The following is a 24,589-nucleotide window of genomic DNA, read 5'->3' as shown; positions in this document are numbered from 1 at the left end:
AGACAAGGAGTCTGCCATGACTGTTCGAGTAAACTATCAAACCACGGCGGTGATCGACGTTGATCCAGAGAAAGGCTTTAGTGAGTTATGTCCAAATGAACTACCCGTTGCAGGTGCGTTGGAAATCGTACCGGAGCTTCTGAGTAATCATGCCAAAGGCCGATTAAAACTGGTGAGCCGTGACTTGCACCCACCGAAAGCAAAATGGGATGCAGAAACACCAGCCAACATGCTTGAACCCGTCGGTCTACCCAATGTGGATATAAAATGGAACCGCCATTGTGTGCTTGGCACAACAGGTTCAGAACTTTTAGACGGTTTACCACCTGTTTTGGACTATGATTTTCAAGTTAATAAAGGCATGGATCCTGATGCGCATCCTTACGGTATTTTCTTCCATGATATTGCCGATACTAAAACGACAGGCGCACATGAATTTCTAAAATTCAACGGGATTGATACCCTAGTGATCGGTGGTCTTGCGCTAGATTTTTGTGTGAAGAAATCCGTCATGCAAGCACTGGATCTTGGCTACAATGTGGTGGTCAACCTTGCTTCAACTCGCGCAGTGCTGCCTGATAATATTGAAAATGTGCTGACAGAGCTCAAGGATCAAGGCGCATTATTTGTCGAAAAAGCGGATGACATCATCGTAGAAAAATTCGCCTAGAGGCATTAAACAAATGGATAGGGATTTCACCATGCATCAACATGAAAAATTGAATTACGTTGAATTTGGTTCCACCAATATTAACGCTACAAAACAATTTTTTGAGCGTACCTTTGACTGGACCTTTATCGATTATGGTCCTGAATACTCTGCATTTTCAGGACAAGGGTTAGATGGCGGATTCTTCAAATCTGAGTTTGTAAACCAAACCGCAAATGGTGGCGCACTTTTAGTGTTTTATAGCTCAGATATTCAGGCCACGCAGATAAAAGTTGAGCAGCATGGTGGAAAAATTATCCGCCCTATTTTCGAATTTCCCGGCGGCTGCCGATTCCACTTCACCGAACCAAGTGGAAATGAATTCGCAGTATGGTCGGAGAGCAATTAGTACTTACCCCAACACCACTTCCACACCTAGCTTTTTGATTTGCTCAAGGTCGCTTTTCGGAGCGGCTTTGTCGGTTAACAACACCGATATTTCGTTGGTATTGCCAATTGAAGAAGGATAAATCTGTCCAAACTTACTGGAGTCCGTCAGTACGATGTTACGTCTATTCTTTGCCAGAATGGCCTCTGCGATGTCGGCACGCATCATGTCTCGGCTAGTAAAACCAGTGTCTTGGTGAAATCCGTCGATACCCAAGAAAGCCGTGCTGAAGTGAATGTTCTCAATACACAACTTGGTTAATGGTCCAACGAGGCTCTCACCTTGATGCTGATACACACCACCAAGCAAGATAATGTTGGCTGAGGTGTTACGGATGAGATGGGCAATGTACGCCGATGGGGTAATGATGGTCACATCGCCGCGTTCAGCTAAAGTGCGAGCCAGTAATGCGTTTGCACTCCCACCTTCAATCAGCACTGTCTCACTTGGCGCGACCAAGTCCGCCGCTTTATTTGCAAGTGATTGTTTAATATCGAAACGGACTTCTAATCGGGTATCAATATCATCACTTTGCAATGCGGTAGCTGCGCCGTGTACGCGCTTTAGATAGCCCTGTTGCTCCAGAAAATTCAAATCCTGCCTGATGGTCACGCCCGACACGCCTATAATGTCAGAAAGCTCCGTAACTTGAACGCGTTTACGATCATTCACTAATTGCAGGATTTCATTTTGTCTTGGGTTCACAGGCTCGCTCCTTATTAATGAGCTTGCAGTATACGCCCGAATACTTTCATATGAAAGCAGCCTGTGAACGATAGAAATAAGCTAAGTCGCGTTACACCGTAAGCTCAAGACGGTTGCCATCTGGATCTAATATGCAGCTTTCGTAATAACCATCGCCAGTGTATCTCGGCCCGTCAATCCTTTGATAACCATCTTCCACCAAGGTTTTGGTTATTTGGTCAACGGCCTGCTCTGATCCTAAAGCGAAGGCAAAGTGTGCTAGTCCTGTTACCTGCATCGCATGAGATTTTTCACAAGTGGTCACACCTTCCATCGACATTAACTCCAATCGCGCTCCACTTTCAAACGAAAGAAAGTAAGATGAAAACTGCTTAGTTGGGTTGTGGTATTTATCGTTAGACACCGCGTTAAAATATTTCTCATAGAAGGCTTTTAACTCTTCCAAACGTTCTGTCCAAATCGCGATATGTTCAATTTTCATTAGGGTTCCCCTTAGCTCTTAACTGCGCTCAATCTAACGAGGAAAAGCAGCACAAAAAAGAGAGCAAATCATCACCGAGTTGTTCCTGTTTTATGTCCGAACTGCTCATCGATGAGTCATTAAATCTATGGTTGGAGTTGTGTTTGAGCGAAAGTGATGTCCATAATGGCGCAAAGTTTTTCAGGACAGAATGATGGAAGAAATTTACTTCGCAGGCGGCTGCCTTTGGGGCGTTCAAGAATTTATGCGCCACCTTCCGGGCGTAATCAGCACCGAAGCAGGACGAGCAAATGGCTCAACGGATAGCACTCAATCTGAATACGATGGCTACGCAGAATGCGTGAAAACCCAGTTCGACCCTGAGCAGGTTTCGGTTGAAACTTTAATCGGGTATCTGTTTGAAATCATCGACCCGCACAGTGTTAACAAGCAAGGTGAAGACGTAGGTGAGAAGTACCGTACTGGTGTCTACAGCCAAAACGAACAACACCTAGCCATCGCTAAAGCGTTTATCGCAGCAAGACCGGATGCCGATAAAATCGCCGTAGAAGTGCTGCCACTCATGAACTATGTGCCAAGTGATGATGAGCACCAAGACCGACTCACGCGCTTTCCAAATGACTACTGCCATATCCCGTTAGATTTGCTGCATAAATATAAAAATTAATGGCCAGCCTTTATCGCTGTTTCTATTATCTCAAACTAAGAGGCGCAACGCCTCTTTTTGCATCCTAACCAGGGCTTTGATCCTCCTCCAGTTCATTTTCATGTCTAGTTATTTATTTCAAAATAACTGGAATATAAATCACATAATAAATTTTATAATATTCCGCATTATTAATGACGGCTATCACACTTAAGATTGAGTGATACAAAAGTATAGTTATTGGTTTTTTTTTACTATTTCCGAAAACCACTTCATTAATTAAATTTGACTCATTACTTCAGTACCAATGAGTCACAAAATGATTACAGAACTAACAAACGTCAATTTAATTAAAGGCAACCTTCAAGCAAATAATAAAAAAGAAGTCTTTGAAGAGCTAGCACAAATGCTATTCGAAAATAATCGAATCAGCAGCAAAGAGGCTTTTTTAACCGACATCGAAGCACGTGAAGCATTAAGCGTGACTTCAATGGACGGCATCGCTTACCCACACGCAAAAAGCAAAGCGGTCACAGAGCCTGCAATCGCTGTTGGCGTAAAGCGCGAAGGCATCGAGTATGGCGACGAAGAGGGAGTCAAACCGACCGTATTCTTCATGATTGCTTCACCAGATAACGGTGCCGACCACCATATTTATGTTCTTCAAGAATTATTCGGAAAATTTAGCGAAGAGTTTATTGAAGATATTCATAACGCAAAAGACGAAAAACAAATACTAAATATTTTAATTAATTCATAAGGCGTGAAATTATGAGTACAATCACAGCTCAAGCTACTAATAATAGCGATTTCAAAAAACTACTCAGTACCATGAAAGGTCACCTTTTATTCGGTACTTCTCACATGCTTCCATTCATCGTTGCGGGTGGTGTACTACTGGCGCTGGCGGTAATGGCATCCGGTAAAGGTGCGGTTCCTGCAGACGGGTTATTGGCGGATATTTCTAATATCGGTATTAAAGGTCTGGTGCTGTTCCCAATTATTCTTGGTGGCTTCATTGGTTACTCAATTGCAGACAAACCGGCACTTGCTCCAGCGATGATCTCTTCTGGCATCATGGCTGACATGGGCGGCGGCTTCCTAGGTTGTATCGTCGCTGGTTTTATCGCTGGTGGTGTAGTTCTACAACTTAAGAAGATCCCTCTTTCTGCTAACATGACTGCGTTGGGCGCTTACTTTATCTACCCGCTTGTTGGTACGCTTATCTCTGCAGGTATCGTTCTTTGGGGTATCGGTGAGCCAATCAAGATCTTCATGGCTTCTATGAACGAATTCCTAGCTTCTATGGCTGGCGCTTCTAAAGTGGTTCTAGGTACGATTCTTGGTGGTATGACTGCATTCGATATGGGCGGTCCAATCAACAAAGTAGCAACGCTATTCGCTCAAACTCAAGTTGATACTCAACCATGGCTAATGGGCGGTGTTGGTATCGCAATCTGTACGCCTCCTCTAGGTATGGCACTAGCAACATTCCTATTCAAGAAGAAGTTTACTAAGCAAGAGCAAGAAGCAGGTAAAGCAGCAGCAATCATGGGTTCTATCGGTATCTCTGAAGGTGCTATCCCATTCGCAGCAAACGACCCTGTACGCGTTCTTCCTTCAATCGTTGCTGGTGGTATCGTTGGCTGTGTGTTCGGCTTCCTAACAAACGTACTACTACACGCACCATGGGGCGGTTTAATCACAGCACCTGTATCAAGCAACATCCCAATGTACGTTGTGGGTATCGCACTAGGCTCACTAACAACTGCAGTTATCGTTGGCTTCTGGAAACCAGTCGCTGAAGAAGAAGCAGAAGACGAAATCGTAGAAGCAGAACTAGCACAATCTCAAGCGGCTCCAGTGGCAGGCGAAGGCGAGTACGACATCGTAGCAGTAACATGTTGCCCATCTGGCGTAGCACACACATTCATGGCAGCAAAAGCACTAGAGAAAGCAGGTGCGGCAGCGGGTCTGAAAATCAAAGTAGAAACTCAAGGTCAAAACGGTATCCAGAACCGCATCACTGACCTAGATGTAGCAAACGCGAAGCTGGTTATTCTAGCTCACGATATCCAAGTAAAAGACGCTCACCGCTTTGCAAAAGCAAACGTTGTTGAGTGTTCAACGAAAGAAGCGATGCGTAACGCAGCGACTCTTGTGAAAGCTTAAACCTTAAGCTCCTCCCCCTAAGAGCCCTTTCCCCCAAAGGGCTCTATTTATTATAGAATAAGTCAATTCAAATCAATCCCTTCCACTAATGATAGTGTCATTTCTGCCGCCGAAATTTCTTTGCAACCCGACGAATTTTGTCCGCACCACAACGGCGTAAATTCATCTCGGTTTTGCTTCTCCATAAGCGCTCTTAACTGAGTCATTTCAATGGAAGCATATGGGAATTTCGGCGCAGACTCACAGATGTAACCTAGCTCTGACATCGCGCGATTCACAATGCCTCGTGCTGGCCGACCCGAGAAAACATTAGTCACCGCCGTATGCTGCGCGCGCTCACTGGCAATCGCATATCGATGTAAAGACGAGGTTTTTGCCTCATCACACAACAAATAGGCGCTGCCAACTTGAACGGCACTCGCTCCTAATCTCAACGCAGCTTCCACACCGCTTCTATCAGCGATTCCGCCTGCAGCAATAACAGGCAAATTCACCCGTTTGGCGATTTGTGGTAATAACGCCATCAGACTTAATTGAGTAGTTAAATCATCCGATAAAAACATGCCTCGGTGTCCACCAGCCTCCAAGCCTTGAGCGATAATGCCGTCAACGCCTTTTGCTTCCAGCCACAGTGCTTCATCCACTGTGGTCGCTGTCGAAAGGATCTTCCCTCCCCAACCTCTAATTCGCGCTAACAAGTCATCGGCAGGCAAACCAAAGTGGAAACTGATTACTGGCGGTGCAAATGGTTCAATCGCGTCAGCAATATCATGATTGAAAGGCATCCTTGTCGGAGCGTTTGGCTGCTCCTGTACGGTTGCACCAACTTCAGCAAAATACGGTTGCAGCGTTTTTTGCCACTCTTCGTGCTTGTTGGCGTCGTATTCCGGCATCTCATGGCAAAAGAAGTTGAGGTTGAACGGTCGATTGGTCGCCTGTTGAATAAGTTGAAGTTCTTTAACGATGGCGTCTTTATTCAGCATTCCACAAGGTAACGAGCCAAGCCCGCCAACATTACTGACAGCTATGGTCATTTGGCTGTCTTGCACGCCGGCCATTGGCGCTTGAATAATCGGTAACTCTGTTCCCAAAAGTGTATTAAATACCTTATTTATCATGATCTTTCCTTGAAAACTTAACCTTTACCTGTGATGGCTCTGCGCCATAGTTATCCAGACTAGACTTTCACATGATTAACCACTTATAAAGTTAAAGTGATGCATTTGTGCGCTATGCACTTTTGATAGAAATGACAAAGGGAGCACATGGCTCCCTTGATGTAGTGGCGAACAATAATTGAAATGGCTATCGTGCTACATCTGATTCAAGCTCTAATTCTGCAACCGACAGCATGGCAAACTCCTCCTCCGCGGTTGCTGCCACCAATTTGTTGCGGCTGTATAAACCATAATAAACACCACCGATAAGAAACAATCCCATTGTCATGAAAAAGGCAGAGGGATCAAAAGCATAAACACCTGTCATTGCGATCAAAGAAAGCACCAGAGAAATACTCGAAGTGATTACCCCGCCAGGCGTTTTATATGGGCGAGCTAACTCCGGCTGTTTAATTCGCAATAAAATATGGCTCAAGGACATTAATGCGTACGATACCGTCGCACCGACAACTGCCATCGCCAAGATTAAGTCCCCCTCTTCCGTAAGGGAAACCAAGAACCCAAAAACGCCCGGAACCAAAAGCGCACGAGAAGGCACTTTTTTGTCACTGGTTAGTGACAAAGTTTGCGGTAAATAACCCGCGCGGGAAAGCGCAAACACCAAGCGACTGTAACCATAAATGATAGAAAAGAAAGACGCGATAAGGCCTGCCAATCCAAGTAAGTTCACGGCCATTGCTATCGTTGAGTTGCCCGTAAGCTTCAGTGCGTCAACTAATGGCACAGCGCTATCGCCTATGACCTTTGAACCAACCGCACCAGCCAAAAGAACGACCACCAGAGTTGCGGTTAGCAATAAAAACAGCATCGCACCAATGATGCCTTTTGGAACATCTTTTGCCGGATTTTTTGCCTCCTCTGCTGCTAAAGGCACACCTTCAACCGCAAGAAATAACCACATCGCAAATGGCAACGCAGCCCATACGCCATACCACCCAAACGGCAAGATTTCTGTTGCCTGAGCCGTCGCCGGAGCAATATCGAATAAGTTGTTCACATCAAAGTGACCAATAAGCACACCACTAGTAATGAGAATGGCTAACACAGCCAAACCGCTGATGACCATCATTACTTTGAGAGCTTCGCCAACCCCTGCCATATGAATAGCGATAAAGACGGCGTAAAAAAGTGCGTAAACAACAGGGCCATCAATACCAACCAATTCATTTACTGCAGAGCCAATAAAAATCACTATCGCAGCAGGCGCGAGCGCATATTCAATCAAAACTGATAAGCCAGTGAAAAAGCCGCCTGTCGGCCCCATCGCCTGTCTTGCGAAGCTGTAACCACCACCCGCAGCAGGAATAGCCGCAGACATTTCAGCTAAAGACAATACTAGCGTGAAATACATTACTGCCATCGCGATAGCAGCAATAAGAAAGCCTCCCCATCCTGCTTGAGCGATGCCAAAGTTCCAACCGGCAAAGTCACCTGATATAACATACGAGACACCTAAGCCAGCAAGTAAAATCCAACCTGCGGTGCCTCTTTTTAGCTGCCTTTTGGCCAAGTACTCCTGATGTTTAGACATAGTAAATCCTTCTACTTTGATGAAATTAAAAAGTTGTCGCTGTGTTTATCTTCAATGCTTGCGCCACTTGGCTCATTGATATCGGAGCGATCTTTCAGGTTCACTCCTGACAGTTGTAATTTTCGAGCCTCCTTGAGCAAGTAAAATGCGCGTTCACAGGCATCGTCATAATTGAGCCCCTGAGGGCGCACATTGGAAATGCAGTTTCTTTGGGAATCTTTAGAGCCTCGTTTAGCCCCCCAAGTGAGATACATACCCATGCTATCCGGAGAAGTTAGACCTGGCCTCTCTCCAATTAAAACCAGCACGGCCTTAGCGTTAAAACATTCACCAACATCATCCCCTACCGCTACTCTTCCTTGCTTTACGATTGTGATAGGTGCGAATTTCCATTGATGTTCATCATCAGCGCTTAAAAGAGAAATCAATCGAGTAACAACAGGCACTGCATGGTTTTGAATTGCGACGGAAGAAAGTCCATCAGCAATAACAATCGCAAGATCAATGTCAGTGTTATGCTCATTTGCTATCGAGTTGAGCGTTTGCCAAGAAGATTCATCGAGCTGCCTTCCTAAATCGGGCCTTTGCAGGTACATAAGCCGATCACTCACTTGGCTGCTCACTACCACTGGAGGCTCTAAGGTATTTTCAAGAATCGAGTAAGAGTCCGACAAACCAGCAACGAGAGACTCAATATTCAAACTGCAATGCACTGCATCCATAGCTTGGGCATGATCCAGCTGAAATGAGAGTAACTCGTTGGTTGGTACACTGTTCCCGCTACGACCCAGAGCGATCCGAGCAGAGGTGAAGTCGCGTAACTTGCCCCAAGGGTTGTGTGTGACAACTTTAGACTCATCTTGTGGGGACTGAGCAATGGTGATTACTTTACCCATGAGAATACCCCTTATTCAGTTGATTTATTGCTCCCGAAAACGAGCGAGAGATTTGCTCACTTAACCGAACGTCTTGCACGCTCTCGAAAATCTGCATCTCCATTAACCATTGTTCAAACTCTGGTGCGGGCTTCAAACCGAGTACTTTTCTTGCATAAAGGGCATCGTGAAATGAGGTAGTTTGATAGTTGAGCATGATGTCATCAGACCCTGGAATACCCATGATGAACGAGCACTCGGCAACACCTAATAGTGTCAGCAAGTTATCCATGTCATTCTGATCGGCATAGGCATGATTGGTGTAACAGATGTCGCAACCCATAGGTAAACCAAGCAGCTTCCCACAGAAATGATCTTCAAGCCCAGCACGAATGATCTGTTTGCCATCAAACAGGTACTCTGGGCCAATGAACCCAACGACTGTATTAACCAACAAAGGATCGAACTGTTTCGCGACAGCATAAGCACGAGCTTCGCAAGTCTGTTGATCGACCCCATGAAATGCATTCGCAGACAACGCTGTACCTTGTCCGGTTTCAAAATACATCACATTGTTTCCTACGCTACCTCGATTCAAAGACAATGCCGCTTCATGGGCCTCTTTCAAAATCGATAAGTCTATTCCGAAGGTATCATTCGTTCCTTGCGTGCCGCCTATCGACTGAAAAACGAGATCGACTGGTGCACCCATTTCAATGGCTTCGATCGTGTTCGTGACATGAGTTAACACACAAGACTGAGTCGGTATTTGATAGTGTTGAATCACCTCATCCATTAAGTTCATTAACTTGATAGCTTGAGGCACATTATCTGTTGCCGGATTGATACCGATAACCGCGTCGCCATTTCCGTACATCAGACCATCAAAAATGGTCGCTGCGATACCGTTGAGAGAATCAGTGGGGTGATTCGGCTGTAAGCGAGTAGACAGGCGACTCGGCAAACCAATCGTATTCCGAAAAGCCGTGACAACTTGGCATTTTTTAGCAACGAGAATCAAATCCTGGTTGCGCATGATCTTACTGACTGCAGCCACCATTTCTGGCGTTAAACCTTGACGAATTTTAGCCAACGTTACACCATCTGCTTCTTCACTCAGCAGCCAATTTCGAAAATCTCCGACCGTCAAGTGCTCAATCGGTTTAAAGGCTTCAAGGTCATGCGTATCGATAATTAGGCGAGTGATATCGTCGCTTTCGTATGGAATAACCGCCTCGTTAAGAAACGTTTTAAGTGGTAACTCAGACAGCGCCATTTGTGCGACTACACGTTCTGCCGCTGACTGAGCACAAACCCCAGCTAACGCATCGCCTGATCGCTCCGGTGTCGCTTTCGCCATCAAGTCAGCTAATGACTTAAAGGTATAGACTTTACTGCCTTGTTGCCGACGATAAGTTGCCGTCATTGCTCTTCCTCTTCACTATTTGGTTCGCTTTTTGCTGAACTATCAATAAGCTTTAAGAAAGTATTGCCAAATGTGTTCCGTAGCGTTATCAAAAACTGGCAACATTCATAAACCAAAAATAAACAATGAGTTACATAAAAGCTGCTCCAACATGACTCACAAAAAAGGAATGAGCATCACAAGGATGAGTGACCAAACACCCCAAACTGCACCAATGCTGTGCATCCATCACACAAAGGATGCAAACCAACAAGCTGCAAGCCTAATAAACTGGCAACAGGAATACGATCAACTCAGCGATGGCCGATTTTTAGGTCAAATTCGAGAACGACGATTTCCCAATTTCCATGTATTTCGTGAAGACAGTAACCGCTCACTAAGACAGCAATGCAGGGTTGAAGAGGGAGGAATTTGGTTGGGTTTGAGTGCGGAAAATAAGCCGCTACACCTAAATCACAGTCAGTTTAATGCAAGCCAGCTTTTGCTTAGACAAGGCGGTGCAGATTTTGAGTTAATGACACCTGAACAGTTTTCTATCTATGGGATAGTACTCGACAGAAAACTGGTTCAAATCATAGAAAAACAGCTTGAGTTAGACGGTATCGGCTGCAACACACCGCACTTAGCGGGACCAACAGAAAAGCACATTCAACAACTTAAATTCTACTTGGGTACTTTGCTCGGTACCACTGAGTCGCGATGGTCTGACAGCACACATCAGGTGGTTTTAAAAGACATCGTACTCGAACTGTTCTCAATCAGTTCACCAAACTCAATCCACCCGATATCAATCTCTCATCGTCAGCATGTGATGCGCCGCATAAAGCAACAGCTACACGACTTAGGCTACAGAACTCCGATCACCGTCAGTGAACTGTGTGACGCTGTGCACGTCAGTCGCCGAACACTGCAGTACACTTTTGAACATTGCTGTAATACTTCGCCAAAGCAATTCATACACCGAATGCGGCTGAATCAAGTACGTAGATTGCTACAAAGCCCTGAAGATAATCGAACAATTGCAGAAATCGCTTTTGACTTTGGTTTTTTTCATCTCGGGCAGTTCAGTCAAAGCTACAAGCGGCTATTTGGTGAGACGCCAACTGAAACGAGAAAATGGGAGTCCAGCAAATAAAATGACAGGCAGTATATTCTTTCAAATTCTGCGTTGGGGCCATTTTATGTAGTCGCAATGATTTGCTGAAACTTAGCATGAAGATCTGTAAGCGCGGCTTCAACATCTGGTTCTGCTCGGCTTAAATGTGCGATTAGCGTCATGAAGTAGCAGTCAAAAATCAACGGCATTTTGTCTTCAAGAACAGAACTTACGCTCGCAGATTGAAACAACTCTTGGTTAAACGACTGGTAATAATCCAAATCCCAAATCACCTCTTTCAACAAGGCTCGGCTCAGCTCGACGTTCGCAAAATAGTAGCGATAGTATTTCTCCGTCAACGCCAAACCAATGTCGATAGCTGTCTTACCTTCCACACTGACTAGCGTTTCTTGGCTGATCTGTTGCAGTTGTGTCAGCATCCCTTCGCGCAAAATCGACAGTTTGGTCGGGAAGTGGCTGAACACCGTACCATCGGCGACTCCTGCTTCTCTCGCAATCTGCCTTGTGGTCGTCATGTCATAGCCATTCTGAGCAAAAGATGCCCACGCGGCTTTTAGGATTTTGTCTCTGGTTTGTTGTCGCTTCGTCATTGATGTATCTGCTTAATGAGCCTGAAAGGATCATACCTTGAGCGGCTGACATTGACAAATTGAGCGCGCTCAATTATAAAAATGAGCACGCTCAATTTCATATAAAAACAAAAGGAATCGCTCATGTACGTATTAAACAAACTAGGCCAAGGATTGATTTTCTTGCCGACCATATTCTGCTTTTCTTATATTTTAAGACCAATATTGATGGTGATTCTCATCCCAGGTGGGATCGCACTTTTGGCGTTAATCGGTGGGGCAGAAGTCAGAGCAGAACTCAAAGCCATGCTGCTTGAGGAGCTTTTTGGGGTCAGTCCATCGCACACCACCTCGAAAAAGGCGTGAGTGCGCGAGAAACGTTGGCAAGGTTAAGCAAAAAACAAAACGCGCAGGTATCGAGATATCAATACCTGCGCGATATAGATGTTCTGAAAAGAGGACTGGCGTTAGTCAGTATTCATGTTCTGACCGATTCGCCATAAAACGCCACTAGGGTCAAACAAACAACATTCGCGCATGCCCCAAGGTTGCTCGACCAGCTCAGTCAAACGCGATCCAAATTCCTCATGGCCCACTTTGGATAAGTGCTGATGCCAGCTTTTTGCGTCTTCTACGAGCAAGTGCATCATGAAGTTGTTGCCGTGTTCTGGCTCATAAAAATTCTGTAAAAGAAACGCGCAGCTGCCTTGAGAGAAGTACGCCACATCACCGAAGTCTGACGCCATATCAAAGCCTATCGCCTCATAAAAACGTTTTGAGAGCGCGTAATCTTTCGCTGGAACAAATGATTTGATTTCAACAATATTGAGGTTTTCCATTTCCAATTTCCTAAGCCCTTTTCCATCAAACTGACTGACGTAATCACGCTCTACGCCTTCTATTCGCCTTGCGTATTTTGCTGCGATGGCAGTGGCACACACTCTGCCATTTGCGTTTGTAACCACGTGATAAATTTATGTTCGAGTTCTGTACGCTTTTTATCTTGACTCAATAAAACGTAATTGCAACCTGATGGAGAAAACCCAAATGGTGCGACCAAATTACCACGCTTAATATCGTCCATGACAAAAGGATACGATCCCATCGCCGAGCCTAAGCTATCCACCGCGGCTTGTATGCAAAAATAAAAATGCGCAAATGATTGCTAAGTGTTGCCGTTGAAGGTTTCACAACGTGTTGATTGCTGCCAATCCGCCCAAGCATGTGGGGCGGGATTGGTCATTTTCGGCGCGATGCTGGGCTTAAAGACTTAATGCGCTTGCGATCAGATTTCGACCATAAAAATGCGGCTACTAGAGCCGCATTACAATCCACAAACCTTCGGTCTGATAAGTGAAACGTTTATTGAGTGATAACGGTTAGCGTATCCCAATCAATCGTGAAGCGAATTTGTGCCTCAGTGTAGTGGCTAGTTGTACCTTGATCGTACCAGTTACACGCATTGCGAGAGAAACCTTCTTCAACTTCTTTCATGCCCGCTCGTGCGATCATCTCCGTTTTTGGCTCTTCTCCGCGCTCAAATTCTGGTGTGAACACGTACTGAAATTTCGGTTTGAAACCGTAGATCAAACGCGGCAAGTTCTCTTCTGGTAATAGGTTCTCGTTTGAACAACCTGTGTAGTGGTAAACGCCCGCCCATTTACCGTAGTACTGGTAATCGTTGGTGTAAATTTGGCTAAGAGAGGTGGTCCACTTAACGCCCATACCGCGTTCCATGGAAGCCTTTGGTTTGGCTGCGGTGACGTAATCCTTACTTGAGTAGCGAGACGTATAAGCCACACCCAGGTCGGTCGTCAACGAGCCAGAAAAACTTGGTGCCGAGCCCGGTGTTGCAGTCGCGGTTAAGCCGATAGACGGAGCAACCGTGGTTGTCGATACGGAAACATCATTGGCTTCGTTTTGCGGTGAGTAATCCTCACTAAATACCGGCGTGCCACCAGCTTGATAGATACTGTAGTCGAACGCGACTGGGTAGTTTTGAGTAAAACGGTCCACAATCGCAGCATCGTAAGTGTGTTTTACACCCGGATTACCTGGTACATAACCATTCCCTAGAGTGATCACGCGAGCCGCTTTTTTGTCGTTCTTTGAATTATGGAATAACTCAACCAGTAACTTCATTTGCACACGGCTACCACGAAACGCGTACGGGAAAAGCTCAGGCTCGCTTTGCATCACGACCTCATAGCTTTTCTTCACGTAACCTTCTAGCGCGATGTCATCAATCAAGACACTTTCTACAACCTTGTTATCAGAAGCAGCGGCAGTAGCGGAAATCCCTAACATTAAGGGAAGCAGTATTTTCTTATTCATTATTTTATTACCTTACTTGGGAACAGTCCCAATTTAAGCTAACACATTGAACAAGTAGCAACAATCAAACGAAAACGATTCACATTATCAATAATTTGACCTACACCCAGAAATGAAAAAAAACAGCCAACTTACGTTGGCTGTTTCGATGCAGTTAATGAATGACCCGAGCGTCCCCTTTAAGTAACTGAGACAGATCGATAGTGAATATCGTCACTGTCGGACGTTTAGGCAGAGCATTTTCGATCGAAAACTCTGGCCCAGCTGGAACGAGGGGGAAGTGAATAGCAGTCGGCCACGTTGACGAAGCTTCATTACCGCCCGGCTCAGATATTGAGAAAGAAAACGCAGGTAAACGGGTCATAACACTTACCTCAAATGACTGATTCGCGGGCTCAAGCGAGCCCGCTTAGGTTTTGCAATGTTATTGTTGTTTTAACGCCTACTTAATCACTAACGATTGATAACGTTAGATATCAAGTTCTTTGTCTTCAACATGGTTGGTGATCATCGCTTCAGTCGTGATCATCAAGCCAGCAACAGACGCCGCGAATTGAAGCGCTGAACGTGTTACTTTCGCAGGGTCCAAGATACCCATTTCGATCATGCTGCCGTATTCACCTGTTGCAGCGTTGTAACCGTAATCGGCATCACCCGCTTTGACAGCATTCGCTACGACTGAAGCTTCGTCACCTGCGTTGGTTGCGATTTGACGGAGAGGCTCTTCCATCGCACGTAGCGCAACTCGGATACCCACGTTTTGGTCATCGTTGTCACCTTTTAGATCCGCCAATTCTTTCGCGATCTTAGTTAGGGCAACACCACCACCAGCAACAATACCTTCTTCAACCGCTGCGCGAGTAGCGTGTAGCGCATCGTCCACGCGGTCTTTCTTCTCTTTCATCTCAACTTCGGTTGCAGCGCCGATCTTGATCACCGCTACGCCGCCAGAAAGCTTCGCAACACGTTGTTGAAGCTTGTCTTTGTCGTATTGAGAAGTGGTTGTTTCGATTTGTTTTTCAATCGAAGCCACACGATCAGCAATCGCGCTTGCTTCTGCTGCGCCACCCACAATAGTTGTTGTGTCTTTGGTGATGGTCACTTTCTTCGCGCTACCTAGTTGCTCTAGCGTTGCTTTTTCGAGTTCTAGGCCGATTTCTTCAGAGATGACCGTACCTGCGGTTAGTACCGCAATGTCTTCCATCATCGCTTTACGGTTGTCACCAAAACCAGGTGCTTTCACCGCAGTCGCACGCACGATGCCGCGCATGTTGTTCACAACCAATGTCGCTAGCGCTTCACCTTCGATGTCTTCAGCAATGATCAATAGCGAGCGAGAAGATTTCGCCACTTCTTCTAGCACTGGCAATAGCTCGCGGATGCTGCTGACTTTTTTGTCCACCAATAGGATGTAAGGGTTGTCTAGCTCTACGCTGCCATTTTCTTGGTTAGTGATGAAGTATGGCGACAAGTAACCGCGGTCGAATTGCATACCTTCAACCACAGACAATTCGTTGTCTAGACCTTGGCCTTCTTCAACCGTAATCACGCCATTGCGACCCACTTTTTCCATCGCTTCTGCAATGATTTCACCGATCGCGCGATCGCTGTTTGCAGAAATGCTACCCACTTGGGTGATGGATTCTTTGTCGCTGCATGGCTTAGACATTTCACGTAGTTTCTCAACCGCCGCTTCAGTAGCTTTGTCGATACCACGTTTTAGGTCCATTGGGTTCATGCCAGACGCTACCGCTTTAAGACCTTCATTGATGAAAGATTGCGCCAGTACAGTAGCGGTCGTTGTACCGTCACCCGCTTCATCATTCGCTTTGGACGCCACTTGTTTCACCATTTGTGCGCCCATGTTTTCGAACTTGTCTTTCAGTTCGATTTCTTTCGCTACAGACACGCCATCTTTAGTGATCGTTGGCGCGCCGTAAGATTTATCAAGCACAACGTTGCGGCCTTTCGGGCCTAGTGTCACTTTTACTGCATCCGCCAGTAAGTTCACACCTTTCAGCATTTTTTGACGTGCGTCATTAGCAAATAATACGTCTTTTGCAGCCATAATTATCTCCTCAAAAAACTACTACAAAAATAATTACTCAACGATTGCTAACACATCAGATTCGGACAGAATCAAGTATTCTGCGCCGTCAATTTTCTCGGTTTTCACCCCGTAACCGTCATTGAAAATGATTTGGTCGCCCACTTTGACTTCCATCGCAGCGCGTTCGCCATTTTCGAGGCGTTTACCTAAACCAACAGCAATGACTTTCCCGCGGTTTGATTTTTTCACCGACTGAGAAGTTAAAACGATTCCCCCTTCAGATTTATTTTCCACCTCTTGTCTTTCAACAATTAGCTTGTCATTTAAAGGACGAATTTTCATTTTTAAGTGCCTCCTACTTGGAACCAAAAATAAAAGACAGAATAAACATCAAGATGGATTTGCGAGTCGACCGCTCGCTTTCGATGAGAATAATAAGGTCGAAAAATTGGAGTTCAAGAGGTGGATTTCATAAAAATTTTTTGTTGAATTGAATAAAATCTTCTATCGAAATTTTTGACATTCACGACCACTTAAAACCATCTTTATGATGGAAAATGTGTTCAATCAAATCTAGAGTGGTTACATACTCTTAAAAAGGATAATCAAACAATGAAAAAGGTCGTATCTCTGTTTCTTGCAACATTGTGCGTTGGCTTGCTTTCTTTCAGCGTTGCGGCTTCTGAGCGTGCTGAGCAAGGGTGGCAACTGATTGAGAAAGGCGCAATGATTGTCGATGTACGCACGCCGCAAGAATTCTCTGAGGGGCATTTAGACAATGCGGTCAATTTCCCTTTATCTGATCTTGATAAACATTTCCAAGACGTCGATAAAGATCAAGCGATCGTGTTGTACTGCCGCAGTGGTAACCGCTCTGGTAAAGCGTATCAATATTTGCAATCGCAAGGGTTCACGAATCTGCACAATGCAGGTGGCTTAGAAGAACTGCAAGACGCAAAATAATCATCTCTGTTCTAATTTCAAAAATAAAAGTGCAGAGGGCGTTGCAGACTTATTGCAACGCCCTCTGTTACTAAATAATTCTCTTCCGCTACTACTCTATTTGGGCCCGGCCTCAAACTGAGTCAGGTTATCCGATATCTCAAGCCACGGCGCTTTGGACGCGACAAAAATATGGAAATTTGGCTTGTGGGATGGAGCATCATCCAAGACACCTAGGCGAATATTGACAATCCCATTGTTCTTTTTCGAATACAGGCTCGATCCACAATGGCGACAAAAACATAACATGGTATTTTCGCTTTTCTGATAAGTTTGAATATCCTCTTTTCCTTGGACAATTAGCAACTTATCCAAAGCGACACCACCTGCAGACGAGTAGTCGGAGCCTGTGAACTTGCGACATTCCGAGCAATGGCAATTTCCCATGTACTTGAATTCATCTGCCACTTCCAATTTCACCTTACCACACAGACATGAGCCTTTGAGTACTTCCATTTGAGTCCCTTTTTGTTATGAATCTAATTGAATTAGACGAATACACCGACACCATGCCACTGCAATGCGAAAAATTAAAGGCAGGTAATACAGGTTTTCAAAAATGAAACGAAAATGTAAAACACTCTACTCAGAGGAAAGATAGGTGTGCTCAGCACGTGAGAGCTCAAGCTATTGTCGATACAAAAACACCAAGCAAGACGCTTGGTGTTTTCTTAATATTTTGTCTAACACAGTCATCGCTCTTAATGAGAGACGCCGTGTTGAGAAAGTGTAGTGCTTAGAAAATGCAGTGCTTAGTAAAGCTGGTGGCTTCGTTTGCACTCCAGTCACCTTTTGGCTTATCTTTCAAGTTCTCACACCATTGCTCGCTGCCCACACCATCTTGAAGAACACAGTGCTTCGCAAAGTCTACTGCGTTGTCTGCTGTCCATTCTGTTTTTGGCTTATCGCGCATGTCGTTACACCAGCCTTCAGTGCCCACTTCATCACTACAAGCGGTTAAAGCAGAAGCCGCCAACATCAGCATGACTAGTTTTTTCATAAATTTAAGGTTCCAGTTGCAAACAATATTAAAATAAAACTCAATCGCTTCAACAAATGCCCATTCAACTGTCTGAACTAAGCAGTCACTTGTTGAAGTGACTTTTGTATCAACTATAACGAAATTATCAGTCTACGTGTTAAGACACCGAAAAATTATTGAGCCAAGCTGCGTAAACGACACCATAAACACCTATAGGCAGCGCGCTTGCGTTAATGCGCTGATCTTAGAAGACCCCGTGCCAAAACATGCTAAACGTAACTCTAACGCCATTTGCTCAAAGTGCTCGACCACCGCTTGAGTGCTTATGGTAGCCGCTTTCAAGACTGCGCCCGCTTGCCCAACGAGATTGGCGCCCAAATGTATGGCTTTCGCCGCTTCAAGTCCGTTATGCACACCACCTGAGGCGATCAAAGGTAATGTAGGATGCTGTGCTCTTATTTGAGTCAAACATTTTGCCGTTGGGATGCCCCAATCGCGGAAAAGCTCGGCTGCACGCTGCATTTTCGGGTTATCTTGGCAATAGCCTTCAACCGCGCTCCAACTTGTGCCACCCGCGCCCGCTACGTCAATGGCATCCACACCGGCGTCAACCAATCGCTGCGCAACGTGACCACTAATACCAAAACCGACTTCTTTAATAATGATCGGAACATTCACGCGAGATTTAAGCTGCTCGATAGCGTGTAAGACCCCAATCCAATTATGGTCGCCATTTTTCTGAAACGCTTCCTGCACTGGGTTTACGTGTACAAACAACGCATCCGCTTGAATGGATTCAACCGCACGCTGCGCATTATCAAGTTTACCTTTGTCGCGCAATTGAGCGGCTCCAAGGTTGGAATAAAGCGGCACATCTTTGGCTAAATCACGAATGGTTTTACCTAGACCTGCGTGTTGGCGCTCTTCTAAGCTAATACGCTGCGACCCCACGCCCATCGCAATGCCTAATTCACTGGCAGCTTCAGCCAAACGACAATTGATCACTTCAGCGTCTTTCGCTCCACCTGTCATCGAGCTAATCAAAAACGGCAGCGCTAGTCGGTGGCCAAGAAACTCTGTCGACAGGTCGATCGCCTGAAAGTCACATTCTGGCAGCGCGCAGTGTTCAAACTCGACAGACTCAAAGCCCGCCGCTTTATGCTTCATGCTCATGTCATGATGTAAAACAGCGTCTAGATGTAAATCTTTTCGGTTAGTTTGCGGAGCCATAATGTCACCCTAAAGTAAAACAGTCGCGCAGTATTGCGATCCTTATCAGTAACGTCAATGCGAATTTTCTGAATTCACGAGATTACTTTTCCGAAACCAGTAATGAATCACGACTTACTCTGACATTATAGAAAGAGAAACTCGCCTTCTGTTTTAAACAAGCAGGCGAGTGTTTCTCCAAGTTGAAGTAATCAGCGTGCGAGAAAACACGATAAAAAGAGCCGCATACTTCTCTAATTTACTTTGCGTTTTCTGACAGAATCAGAGACACAACGGTGCTTGTGGTGGTTGGAGCAAACTGCTCAGGATCATCACAGAATTGAATTTTCCCTTTTTCTTCAACGTGGAACAACGGCACTACCGAGTTCCCTTTGTGGTGCGCTAAATAGTCTTGATACGTAAAGTTGTCGCTCAATTTCGTGTGTTTTATCTCTGCACCGCGGCTCAACAAACTGGCCAGCTGGGTATAGCTTACGTTACCGCCCATCAGCAATTTACCGTGGTACTCCTGAGCCACGGAGTGCTTCTCGCTACCATTGCCGTTGGTTTTCACTTTTTGCAAGCAGTGAACTTTATCTTCACCAAACTCGTCGACGAATTGCATGCAAGCCATAATGTTGAAATGCTGGTCGGGTGTTAATGCAACTACTTGTCCCACCCCTATCAGGTTCAAATTGTCATCTGCGTGACTAGAAATCGGATTCCCGTAGTAGTAATCCAGCCCCAACATACGAACTTGACTGATGTACTCCCAGTTAGAATCGGTCATCAATATGCGGCGGTCATAGCGTGCCAACGCTTGACCAATTTCTCTTGCTACTCGGTTAGCACCAATCAACAAGAAGCCGCGTGGCGCTGGCTCCGCGACGCCCAACATCAATGCGACAGGACGTGCCGTTGCACTTTGTAAAACAACCGTTCCGATGATCACCATGAAGGTCATAGGAACCAGTAAAATCGCTTCATCAATACCGTATTCGGTCAATTTGATAGCGAAAAGAGACGAAATAGAGGCAGCGACAATACCGCGCGGTGCAACCCAAGACAGAAACAGTTTATCTTTAAGTCTCAAGTTACTGCGGATGGTTGAGAGGAAAATCGACAACGGGCGCGACACCAACTGCATAAATACAAACAGCAATAACGCGCCACTACCCAGCGCAGCAAAATCATCCAAGCTAATGCGTGCAGCAAGGAAAATAAATAGGCCGGTGATCAGCAATATGGTCAAGTGCTCTTTAAAGTGCAGAATTTGTTGAATATTGATGCCCTTTGCGTTGGCAAGCCACATACCCATTACAGTAACCGTGAGTAATCCGGCTTCAGACTCGATATGGTTGGAGACGGAAAATACGCCGAGCACGATCATCAAAACCGCAAATGGCTGCAAGTATTCCGGTAGCCACGCACGGCGCATAATCGTTGCGACTGCTGCGCCGGAGGCCGCACCAAGAATGACGCCCACGGCAATGAGCGTCCCGAACACTTCGACGCTATTTATCGCGCTGTGCGATACGATGAACTCATAAACCATCACAACAAAAAGCGCACCGAGTGGATCAATCAAGATCCCCTCCCAACGCAAAATATTAGCAAGCGTACTGTTAGGCCTTACCGTCCGAAGAAGTGGCACGATCACCGTCGGACCTGTTACCACGGTTAAGCTGCCGAACAACATGGCGAGCTCCCAAGTAAAACCGAGGAAATAGTGCGTCGCAATACTGGTTGCTGCCCACGAAATGATGGCCCCGATGGAAACGATACTCCAGACTGAGCCACTCACACCGCGAATTTCTTTAAAGTTTAGGGTCAAGCTGCCTTCGAAAAGAATCACCGCAACCGCCAATGAAACCAACGGAAAGAGCAAATTCCCTAAAATCTCATCTGGATTTAACCACTGCATAAATGGCCCGACAATCAACCCGGCTAGCAGCAAAAATAAAATCGCTGGTAAGCGCAATCGCCATGCCAACCACTGACAACCTAAACCAATGACCCCAACCGCTGATAGAACCAGCGCTTCATTACCCACTTGCATTAATCATTACCCGTTTTGTCTTTTTTCGCGTGAATACGCTATACCCAAATAACCTCGGGCGTGCAGTTCAATAAGCATGACTTGGCATGCAGACTAAACGGCTTACCTTCGACTCTTCGACAGCATGCCTCTGAAATGCACATTTTTGAGGTCACTTGGGTATCGCATCAGAATTATGAATATAGTTGAACCCCAATGACTTAACGACTCATTTCTGTTCATCAGATCTTAAAGTGACACACAAGTATGTCGCTTTGTCGAATTCATCATTACGCATTGAGTTTCATTATGTAGAATGATTCTTAAAGAAAGCGCGGAACCTAGCACTATATGAAGCTAAGGCAAAGCGCTTGGACTAAGCTTTAGCGTACGTGCTCAAAGTTAAGAATCGTGTGTCACGCGACGTACGCAAGGAGAAATGGATTGTACGTAATACTAGCACTATTCATGGCATTGCTCGCCATCCTCATCGGAGTGAAAGCCGCCAACCGAGCAGCACTTTTAGAAAAAGAGCTAACCAAACTTCGTGAAGAGGTAACATCACTGCGAGTCAGTCTAAATAAGGACTCGAACCAACCAACGCGCCAACAATCCAGTGTTGAAGAAGTAACAAAAGAGGCAAACTCCTCATCCTCTAAGGAGCATGACCCGATTACCGACCGAGCATCTTATCCAAACGCAACACATCAAGCTCAATACCAGACAAGCGAAGTTCAACTGGACGTTTTTAGTCAAGAACAAGAGTCTATATTGCCAAGTAGAGTGCAGAGTCTGTTTAGCAACATTCAAGAAAACTGGTTGGTTTGGGTGGGCGCGCTGGCAATGCTAATTGGTGGGGGGTATCTCGTACAGGTTATTGGTAGTCACATTGAGTTTTCGCCACTTATGCGTGTGTCCTTTGCGTTTGTACTCTCGTTACTTATGGTGCTTGTTGGCGAATGGTTCCACCGCAAAGAACAACAAAATCCTCAACGAGCAACACGAGCCCAAGGCTTTACTTATGTGCCTGCCGCCGTTACCGGAACCGGGCTAACTGGCATTTACTGCACGGTTATCTTTGCGTTTGTTGTTTATCAAATGCTGACGCCTAGTGTCTCGCTTATCATCTTAGCCGCTGCTGCATTTTGTAGCTTGGCTCTATCTTTACAGCAAGGGCCGTTGATGGCGGTGCTTGGTCTGATTGGTGGATATACCGCACCGTTATGGATTGGTGGAAGCGAGCCTAATTACTTCTTATTAGCTGGGTATATCAGCGCGATCTCGGTCGCGGCAACATTGCTAATGCAAAAAGTGCGTAGTGCATGGGTTTCTCCAAGCATCGCGCTTCCACATGTTGTTTGGATGCTGTTGCTCATTGAAAGCATGCCGCTTGAGACGCTTTTTTCTTGGCTGGCTATTTATCTCTCAATTACGCTCTATCTTATTTTCGCCGTTCCAAGACTGGGTTGGACACTCAATCCTCGTTATCATCACTGCCAGAATAAGTGGACAAATCCGCCGACCGCTACCTCTCTCGCGATTGCGTTATTGACCTTTTCGGCTGTCACTAGAATGCCAGAATTGGACACACTACAAATGGTGTACTGTTATGCGCTGCTCGTTGCGACAGTATGGCTCCCAGCGGTTCGCACAGGTTGGTCATTGCGCGTATTTTTGCCTTCCATATTGGTCTCTGCGACCGCACTTGTTGTCCTCACTGTCGCGTTTGACGCTTTGTATATGCCAGAACATGGTGCCAGTATCTTACTCGCATTGGCCACCAGTATTGCACTGATCTGCTGTCGAACTTATTGCCAGTCACTCAGTGACCGATCGCAACTTAGCGGCGTACTTCTGTTGGTACTGGCTCCAGCAATGAGTTTGATTACGTTGTTTTATGTCGACGAATTTATGCAAGGCTACCTGTGGCACTGGACTGCATTCTGCGCATTGGTGACCGTTTATTACGTTGTACTTGGTCAACGCTTACATTCGCTAGCATTGGAATGCTCTGCCGTCATGCACGCTTTAATCGCAGGCGTCGCCTTTATTTGGTTAAGCGATACCTGGTTGACGACAGCAATCTCGATACAAGTTGCGGTAATGGCGTTGCAGACGCAATCAGGGGTATTTCGCCCCGCAAGTTGGGCGATTAAAGTCGCGATGGGGATACTGGTCATCCGCCTCACTCTTTTACCCTTCATCCCTGAATGGCAACCCGTAGAAGCAGGACATTGGGCTTGGGTTATTGTGAGTTACCTACCGTCTCTCATCATCCTGCTCTATGCTCGAGCAACGCTAAAGCAAGTGGACCTCGAACTGACCAACTGGTTTGAAGGCGCATTTTTGCATGTATTCTTAATGGCGCTATTCACCCAAACCAACTACTGGTTAACTGGGCAGTACGGCTATTTAGGACACCTTGATTTCACAAGCGCCATCGTTTTTGCTAACCAAGCGTTGGTTATGGGTTTGGTGTACAGCTACCGTAGCCAATTTGCACAACGCTTAAGCCGCATCTATGAAGCCTACAGCTACCTGCTTTGGTGTGCCTTCGCATTGCTTATAACTTTGCTTAATACGGCAGAGTCGCCATTGGTGACTGACAACGTCTCAGCACAAGCACTTCCCGTCATTAATATGCTAAGCGTCGGCTGGTTGCTGCCAGCTTGCATTCTACTTATCGCAACCTTTAGAGGCTGGAATACGTTACAGGTTCATCGATTTGCGGTTGCTAGCCTAGGCTTTGCACTTGCTGCTATTTGGTTAGGTATGTCTATCCGTCAATTCTGGCAAACCACATCCATGATGTTGTACCAACCGACCAGCATGACAGAACTGTTCAGTTATTCAGTAGCAGGTTTGCTCGTGGGTGGATTGCTTACTTGGCGCGGTGTGACACACAGAGGGTTGATGATGCAGCGCGTGGGTCTAGTGGTTTTAGCTTTTGTCGCACTAAAAGTATTCTTATGGGATGTTAGCTCTCTGGATGGGTTCTGGAGAGCAATCAGCTTCTTAGGTTTAGGAGCATCTTTAATCGCGCTTGGGTGGTTATTCCAGAAATTGAATCGCTCGGTGGCAAAAGCACTCGAACCATAAACGAATTAAAGAGAGATTCCCGACAATGCACCGTTCTCGTTATTGGGGGGCGATAGCGATGCAAAGCCGGGAATCATT

25 protein-coding genes and 1 pseudogene are annotated in these 24,589 nt (G+C 45.8%); 9 read left to right on the top strand and 17 right to left on the bottom strand.

The genetic code is table 11. The features are described 5' to 3' along the window. The first annotated feature begins 16 nt into the window (after nucleotides 1-16). The gene (locus L3V32_RS18020) at nucleotides 17-670 is read left to right on the top strand and encodes an isochorismatase family protein (protein ID WP_053808096.1); all 654 of its coding nucleotides are present in this window, start codon (nucleotides 17-19) and stop codon (nucleotides 668-670) included. A 31-nt stretch (nucleotides 671-701) separates the two neighbouring features. After that, nucleotides 702-1,058 carry a VOC family protein gene (locus L3V32_RS18015; protein ID WP_054866935.1) on the top strand — a complete coding sequence of 119 codons (357 nt, stop codon included), beginning with the start codon at nucleotides 702-704 and terminating at the stop codon, nucleotides 1,056-1,058. A gap of 3 nt (nucleotides 1,059-1,061) precedes the next feature. On the opposite strand, the gene L3V32_RS18010 is transcribed toward L3V32_RS18015, so the two are convergent. Beyond that, on the bottom strand, nucleotides 1,062-1,802 hold the full coding sequence (locus L3V32_RS18010) for a DNA-binding transcriptional regulator YciT (RefSeq protein ID WP_006741337.1): 741 nt from the start codon (nucleotides 1,800-1,802) through the stop codon (nucleotides 1,062-1,064). Nucleotides 1,803-1,893: 91 nt separating this feature from the next. After that, entirely contained in the window at nucleotides 1,894-2,283 is a 390-nt protein-coding gene (locus tag L3V32_RS18005; protein ID WP_237284836.1) for a VOC family protein, read from the bottom strand. A gap of 193 nt (nucleotides 2,284-2,476) precedes the next feature. Between L3V32_RS18005 and L3V32_RS18000 the strand changes: the two genes are divergently transcribed. The 3 genes from L3V32_RS18000 to L3V32_RS17990 all read left to right on the top strand — a co-directional run bounded on the left by L3V32_RS18000 (nucleotide 2,477) and on the right by L3V32_RS17990 (nucleotide 5,101). Then, nucleotides 2,477-2,950 carry a peptide-methionine (S)-S-oxide reductase gene (locus tag L3V32_RS18000; RefSeq protein WP_237284952.1) on the top strand — a complete coding sequence of 158 codons (474 nt, stop codon included), beginning with the start codon at nucleotides 2,477-2,479 and terminating at the stop codon, nucleotides 2,948-2,950. 298 nt (nucleotides 2,951-3,248) lie between these two features. Beyond that, nucleotides 3,249-3,689: a PTS sugar transporter subunit IIA gene (locus tag L3V32_RS17995; protein WP_237284835.1), complete on the top strand. Its 441-nt coding sequence runs from the start codon at nucleotides 3,249-3,251 to the stop codon at nucleotides 3,687-3,689. 11 nt (nucleotides 3,690-3,700) lie between these two features. Then, nucleotides 3,701-5,101, top strand: coding sequence for a fructose-specific PTS transporter subunit EIIC (locus tag L3V32_RS17990; protein ID WP_237284834.1), 1,401 nt, complete (start codon nucleotides 3,701-3,703; stop codon nucleotides 5,099-5,101). Between the two features lie 62 nt (nucleotides 5,102-5,163). Here L3V32_RS17990 and L3V32_RS17985 read toward each other — a convergent pair whose 3' ends face one another. From L3V32_RS17985 to L3V32_RS17970, 4 genes are all read right to left on the bottom strand, one after another. Continuing rightward, nucleotides 5,164-6,219: a nitronate monooxygenase family protein gene (locus tag L3V32_RS17985; RefSeq protein ID WP_237284833.1), complete on the bottom strand. Its 1,056-nt coding sequence runs from the start codon at nucleotides 6,217-6,219 to the stop codon at nucleotides 5,164-5,166. 187 nt (nucleotides 6,220-6,406) lie between these two features. Beyond that, nucleotides 6,407-7,810, bottom strand: a complete 1,404-nt coding sequence (eat, locus tag L3V32_RS17980) for an ethanolamine permease (RefSeq protein ID WP_237284832.1) — start codon at nucleotides 7,808-7,810, stop codon at nucleotides 6,407-6,409. An 11-nt stretch (nucleotides 7,811-7,821) separates the two neighbouring features. Beyond that, on the bottom strand, nucleotides 7,822-8,706 hold the full coding sequence (gene eutC, locus L3V32_RS17975; RefSeq protein ID WP_237284831.1) for an ethanolamine ammonia-lyase subunit EutC: 885 nt from the start codon (nucleotides 8,704-8,706) through the stop codon (nucleotides 7,822-7,824). Further along, nucleotides 8,699-10,111, bottom strand: coding sequence for an ethanolamine ammonia-lyase subunit EutB (locus tag L3V32_RS17970; RefSeq protein WP_145472681.1), 1,413 nt, complete (start codon nucleotides 10,109-10,111; stop codon nucleotides 8,699-8,701). The genes eutC and L3V32_RS17970 overlap by 8 nt, the downstream gene beginning before the upstream one ends. Before the next feature lie 184 nt (nucleotides 10,112-10,295). On the opposite strand from L3V32_RS17970, the gene L3V32_RS17965 reads away from it, so the two are divergent. Next, complete coding sequence (locus L3V32_RS17965) at nucleotides 10,296-11,246, top strand: helix-turn-helix domain-containing protein (protein ID WP_237284830.1); 951 nt, start codon at nucleotides 10,296-10,298, stop codon at nucleotides 11,244-11,246. Nucleotides 11,247-11,290: 44 nt separating this feature from the next. Here the strand turns inward: L3V32_RS17965 and L3V32_RS17960 are convergent, their stop codons facing one another. Then, on the bottom strand, nucleotides 11,291-11,818 hold the full coding sequence (locus L3V32_RS17960; protein ID WP_006741323.1) for a TetR/AcrR family transcriptional regulator: 528 nt from the start codon (nucleotides 11,816-11,818) through the stop codon (nucleotides 11,291-11,293). A gap of 123 nt (nucleotides 11,819-11,941) precedes the next feature. Here L3V32_RS17960 and L3V32_RS17955 point away from each other — a divergent pair, with 123 nt between their 5' ends. Next, on the top strand, nucleotides 11,942-12,163 hold the full coding sequence (locus L3V32_RS17955; RefSeq protein ID WP_062858646.1) for a hypothetical protein: 222 nt from the start codon (nucleotides 11,942-11,944) through the stop codon (nucleotides 12,161-12,163). Nucleotides 12,164-12,264: 101 nt separating this feature from the next. Here the strand turns inward: L3V32_RS17955 and L3V32_RS17950 are convergent, their stop codons facing one another. The 6 genes and pseudogenes from L3V32_RS17950 to L3V32_RS17925 form a co-directional block, all read right to left on the bottom strand. Beyond that, nucleotides 12,265-12,636, bottom strand: a complete 372-nt coding sequence (locus tag L3V32_RS17950; RefSeq protein WP_237284829.1) for a VOC family protein — start codon at nucleotides 12,634-12,636, stop codon at nucleotides 12,265-12,267. 59 nt (nucleotides 12,637-12,695) lie between these two features. Further along, nucleotides 12,696-13,025 (bottom strand): annotated as a pseudogene (locus L3V32_RS17945) (LysR family transcriptional regulator); the annotation flags it as partial. 134 nt (nucleotides 13,026-13,159) lie between these two features. After that, entirely contained in the window at nucleotides 13,160-14,131 is a 972-nt protein-coding gene (locus L3V32_RS17940) for a leukocidin family pore-forming toxin (protein WP_006741319.1), read from the bottom strand. 154 nt (nucleotides 14,132-14,285) lie between these two features. After that, nucleotides 14,286-14,495, bottom strand: a complete 210-nt coding sequence (locus tag L3V32_RS17935; RefSeq protein WP_005464025.1) for a hypothetical protein — start codon at nucleotides 14,493-14,495, stop codon at nucleotides 14,286-14,288. Between the two features lie 105 nt (nucleotides 14,496-14,600). Continuing rightward, a complete protein-coding gene (groL, locus tag L3V32_RS17930; protein WP_005395280.1) occupies nucleotides 14,601-16,199 on the bottom strand; it encodes a chaperonin GroEL in 1,599 nt (532 codons plus the stop codon). 33 nt (nucleotides 16,200-16,232) lie between these two features. Continuing rightward, a complete protein-coding gene (locus tag L3V32_RS17925; RefSeq protein WP_005373989.1) occupies nucleotides 16,233-16,523 on the bottom strand; it encodes a co-chaperone GroES in 291 nt (96 codons plus the stop codon). Nucleotides 16,524-16,793: 270 nt separating this feature from the next. Between L3V32_RS17925 and L3V32_RS17920 the strand changes: the two genes are divergently transcribed. Continuing rightward, the gene (locus tag L3V32_RS17920) at nucleotides 16,794-17,144 is read left to right on the top strand and encodes a rhodanese-like domain-containing protein (protein ID WP_134645406.1); all 351 of its coding nucleotides are present in this window, start codon (nucleotides 16,794-16,796) and stop codon (nucleotides 17,142-17,144) included. A 96-nt stretch (nucleotides 17,145-17,240) separates the two neighbouring features. On the opposite strand, the gene L3V32_RS17915 is transcribed toward L3V32_RS17920, so the two are convergent. From L3V32_RS17915 to L3V32_RS17900, 4 genes are all read right to left on the bottom strand, one after another. Then, nucleotides 17,241-17,639: a GFA family protein gene (locus L3V32_RS17915; RefSeq protein WP_104973401.1), complete on the bottom strand. Its 399-nt coding sequence runs from the start codon at nucleotides 17,637-17,639 to the stop codon at nucleotides 17,241-17,243. Between the two features lie 280 nt (nucleotides 17,640-17,919). Further along, entirely contained in the window at nucleotides 17,920-18,183 is a 264-nt protein-coding gene (locus tag L3V32_RS17910; protein ID WP_005395285.1) for a DUF3012 domain-containing protein, read from the bottom strand. Between the two features lie 192 nt (nucleotides 18,184-18,375). Then, nucleotides 18,376-19,395, bottom strand: coding sequence for a type 2 isopentenyl-diphosphate Delta-isomerase (gene fni, locus L3V32_RS17905; RefSeq protein WP_237284828.1), 1,020 nt, complete (start codon nucleotides 19,393-19,395; stop codon nucleotides 18,376-18,378). Between the two features lie 238 nt (nucleotides 19,396-19,633). After that, nucleotides 19,634-21,433, bottom strand: a complete 1,800-nt coding sequence (locus L3V32_RS17900; RefSeq protein ID WP_203347666.1) for a sodium:proton antiporter — start codon at nucleotides 21,431-21,433, stop codon at nucleotides 19,634-19,636. A 447-nt stretch (nucleotides 21,434-21,880) separates the two neighbouring features. Here L3V32_RS17900 and L3V32_RS17895 point away from each other — a divergent pair, with 447 nt between their 5' ends. Continuing rightward, nucleotides 21,881-24,511: a DUF2339 domain-containing protein gene (locus L3V32_RS17895; protein WP_374270130.1), complete on the top strand. Its 2,631-nt coding sequence runs from the start codon at nucleotides 21,881-21,883 to the stop codon at nucleotides 24,509-24,511. Nucleotides 24,512-24,589 lie beyond the last annotated feature (78 nt).

It is taken from the genome of Vibrio sp. J2-4 (genome assembly GCF_021728155.1).
In the GTDB taxonomy this organism is placed as follows: domain Bacteria; phylum Pseudomonadota; class Gammaproteobacteria; order Enterobacterales; family Vibrionaceae; genus Vibrio; species Vibrio diabolicus.
This window is presented reverse-complemented; position numbering and strand designations above follow the sequence as displayed.

What these genes read in the sequence shown, in the direction of transcription:
- L3V32_RS18020 (WP_053808096.1), top strand. Translation starts at nt 17, where the DNA reads ATGACTGTTCGAGTAAACTATCAAACCACGGCGGTGATCGACGTTGAT.
- L3V32_RS18015 (WP_054866935.1), top strand. Translation starts at nt 702, where the DNA reads ATGCATCAACATGAAAAATTGAATTACGTTGAATTTGGTTCCACCAAT.
- L3V32_RS18005 (WP_237284836.1), bottom strand. Translation starts at nt 2,283, where the DNA reads ATGAAAATTGAACATATCGCGATTTGGACAGAACGTTTGGAAGAGTTA.
- L3V32_RS18000 (WP_237284952.1), top strand. Translation starts at nt 2,477, where the DNA reads ATGGAAGAAATTTACTTCGCAGGCGGCTGCCTTTGGGGCGTTCAAGAA.
- L3V32_RS17995 (WP_237284835.1), top strand. Translation starts at nt 3,249, where the DNA reads ATGATTACAGAACTAACAAACGTCAATTTAATTAAAGGCAACCTTCAA.
- L3V32_RS17990 (WP_237284834.1), top strand. Translation starts at nt 3,701, where the DNA reads ATGAGTACAATCACAGCTCAAGCTACTAATAATAGCGATTTCAAAAAA.
- L3V32_RS17985 (WP_237284833.1), bottom strand. Translation starts at nt 6,219, where the DNA reads ATGATAAATAAGGTATTTAATACACTTTTGGGAACAGAGTTACCGATT.
- eat (WP_237284832.1), bottom strand. Translation starts at nt 7,810, where the DNA reads ATGTCTAAACATCAGGAGTACTTGGCCAAAAGGCAGCTAAAAAGAGGC.
- eutC (WP_237284831.1), bottom strand. Translation starts at nt 8,706, where the DNA reads ATGGGTAAAGTAATCACCATTGCTCAGTCCCCACAAGATGAGTCTAAA.
- L3V32_RS17970 (WP_145472681.1), bottom strand. Translation starts at nt 10,111, where the DNA reads ATGACGGCAACTTATCGTCGGCAACAAGGCAGTAAAGTCTATACCTTT.
- L3V32_RS17965 (WP_237284830.1), top strand. Translation starts at nt 10,296, where the DNA reads ATGAGTGACCAAACACCCCAAACTGCACCAATGCTGTGCATCCATCAC.
- L3V32_RS17960 (WP_006741323.1), bottom strand. Translation starts at nt 11,818, where the DNA reads ATGACGAAGCGACAACAAACCAGAGACAAAATCCTAAAAGCCGCGTGG.
- L3V32_RS17955 (WP_062858646.1), top strand. Translation starts at nt 11,942, where the DNA reads ATGTACGTATTAAACAAACTAGGCCAAGGATTGATTTTCTTGCCGACC.
- L3V32_RS17950 (WP_237284829.1), bottom strand. Translation starts at nt 12,636, where the DNA reads ATGGAAAACCTCAATATTGTTGAAATCAAATCATTTGTTCCAGCGAAA.
- L3V32_RS17940 (WP_006741319.1), bottom strand. Translation starts at nt 14,131, where the DNA reads ATGAATAAGAAAATACTGCTTCCCTTAATGTTAGGGATTTCCGCTACT.
- L3V32_RS17935 (WP_005464025.1), bottom strand. Translation starts at nt 14,495, where the DNA reads ATGACCCGTTTACCTGCGTTTTCTTTCTCAATATCTGAGCCGGGCGGT.
- groL (WP_005395280.1), bottom strand. Translation starts at nt 16,199, where the DNA reads ATGGCTGCAAAAGACGTATTATTTGCTAATGACGCACGTCAAAAAATG.
- L3V32_RS17925 (WP_005373989.1), bottom strand. Translation starts at nt 16,523, where the DNA reads ATGAAAATTCGTCCTTTAAATGACAAGCTAATTGTTGAAAGACAAGAG.
- L3V32_RS17920 (WP_134645406.1), top strand. Translation starts at nt 16,794, where the DNA reads ATGAAAAAGGTCGTATCTCTGTTTCTTGCAACATTGTGCGTTGGCTTG.
- L3V32_RS17915 (WP_104973401.1), bottom strand. Translation starts at nt 17,639, where the DNA reads ATGGAAGTACTCAAAGGCTCATGTCTGTGTGGTAAGGTGAAATTGGAA.
- L3V32_RS17910 (WP_005395285.1), bottom strand. Translation starts at nt 18,183, where the DNA reads ATGAAAAAACTAGTCATGCTGATGTTGGCGGCTTCTGCTTTAACCGCT.
- fni (WP_237284828.1), bottom strand. Translation starts at nt 19,395, where the DNA reads ATGGCTCCGCAAACTAACCGAAAAGATTTACATCTAGACGCTGTTTTA.
- L3V32_RS17900 (WP_203347666.1), bottom strand. Translation starts at nt 21,433, where the DNA reads ATGCAAGTGGGTAATGAAGCGCTGGTTCTATCAGCGGTTGGGGTCATT.
- L3V32_RS17895 (WP_374270130.1), top strand. Translation starts at nt 21,881, where the DNA reads ATGGCATTGCTCGCCATCCTCATCGGAGTGAAAGCCGCCAACCGAGCA.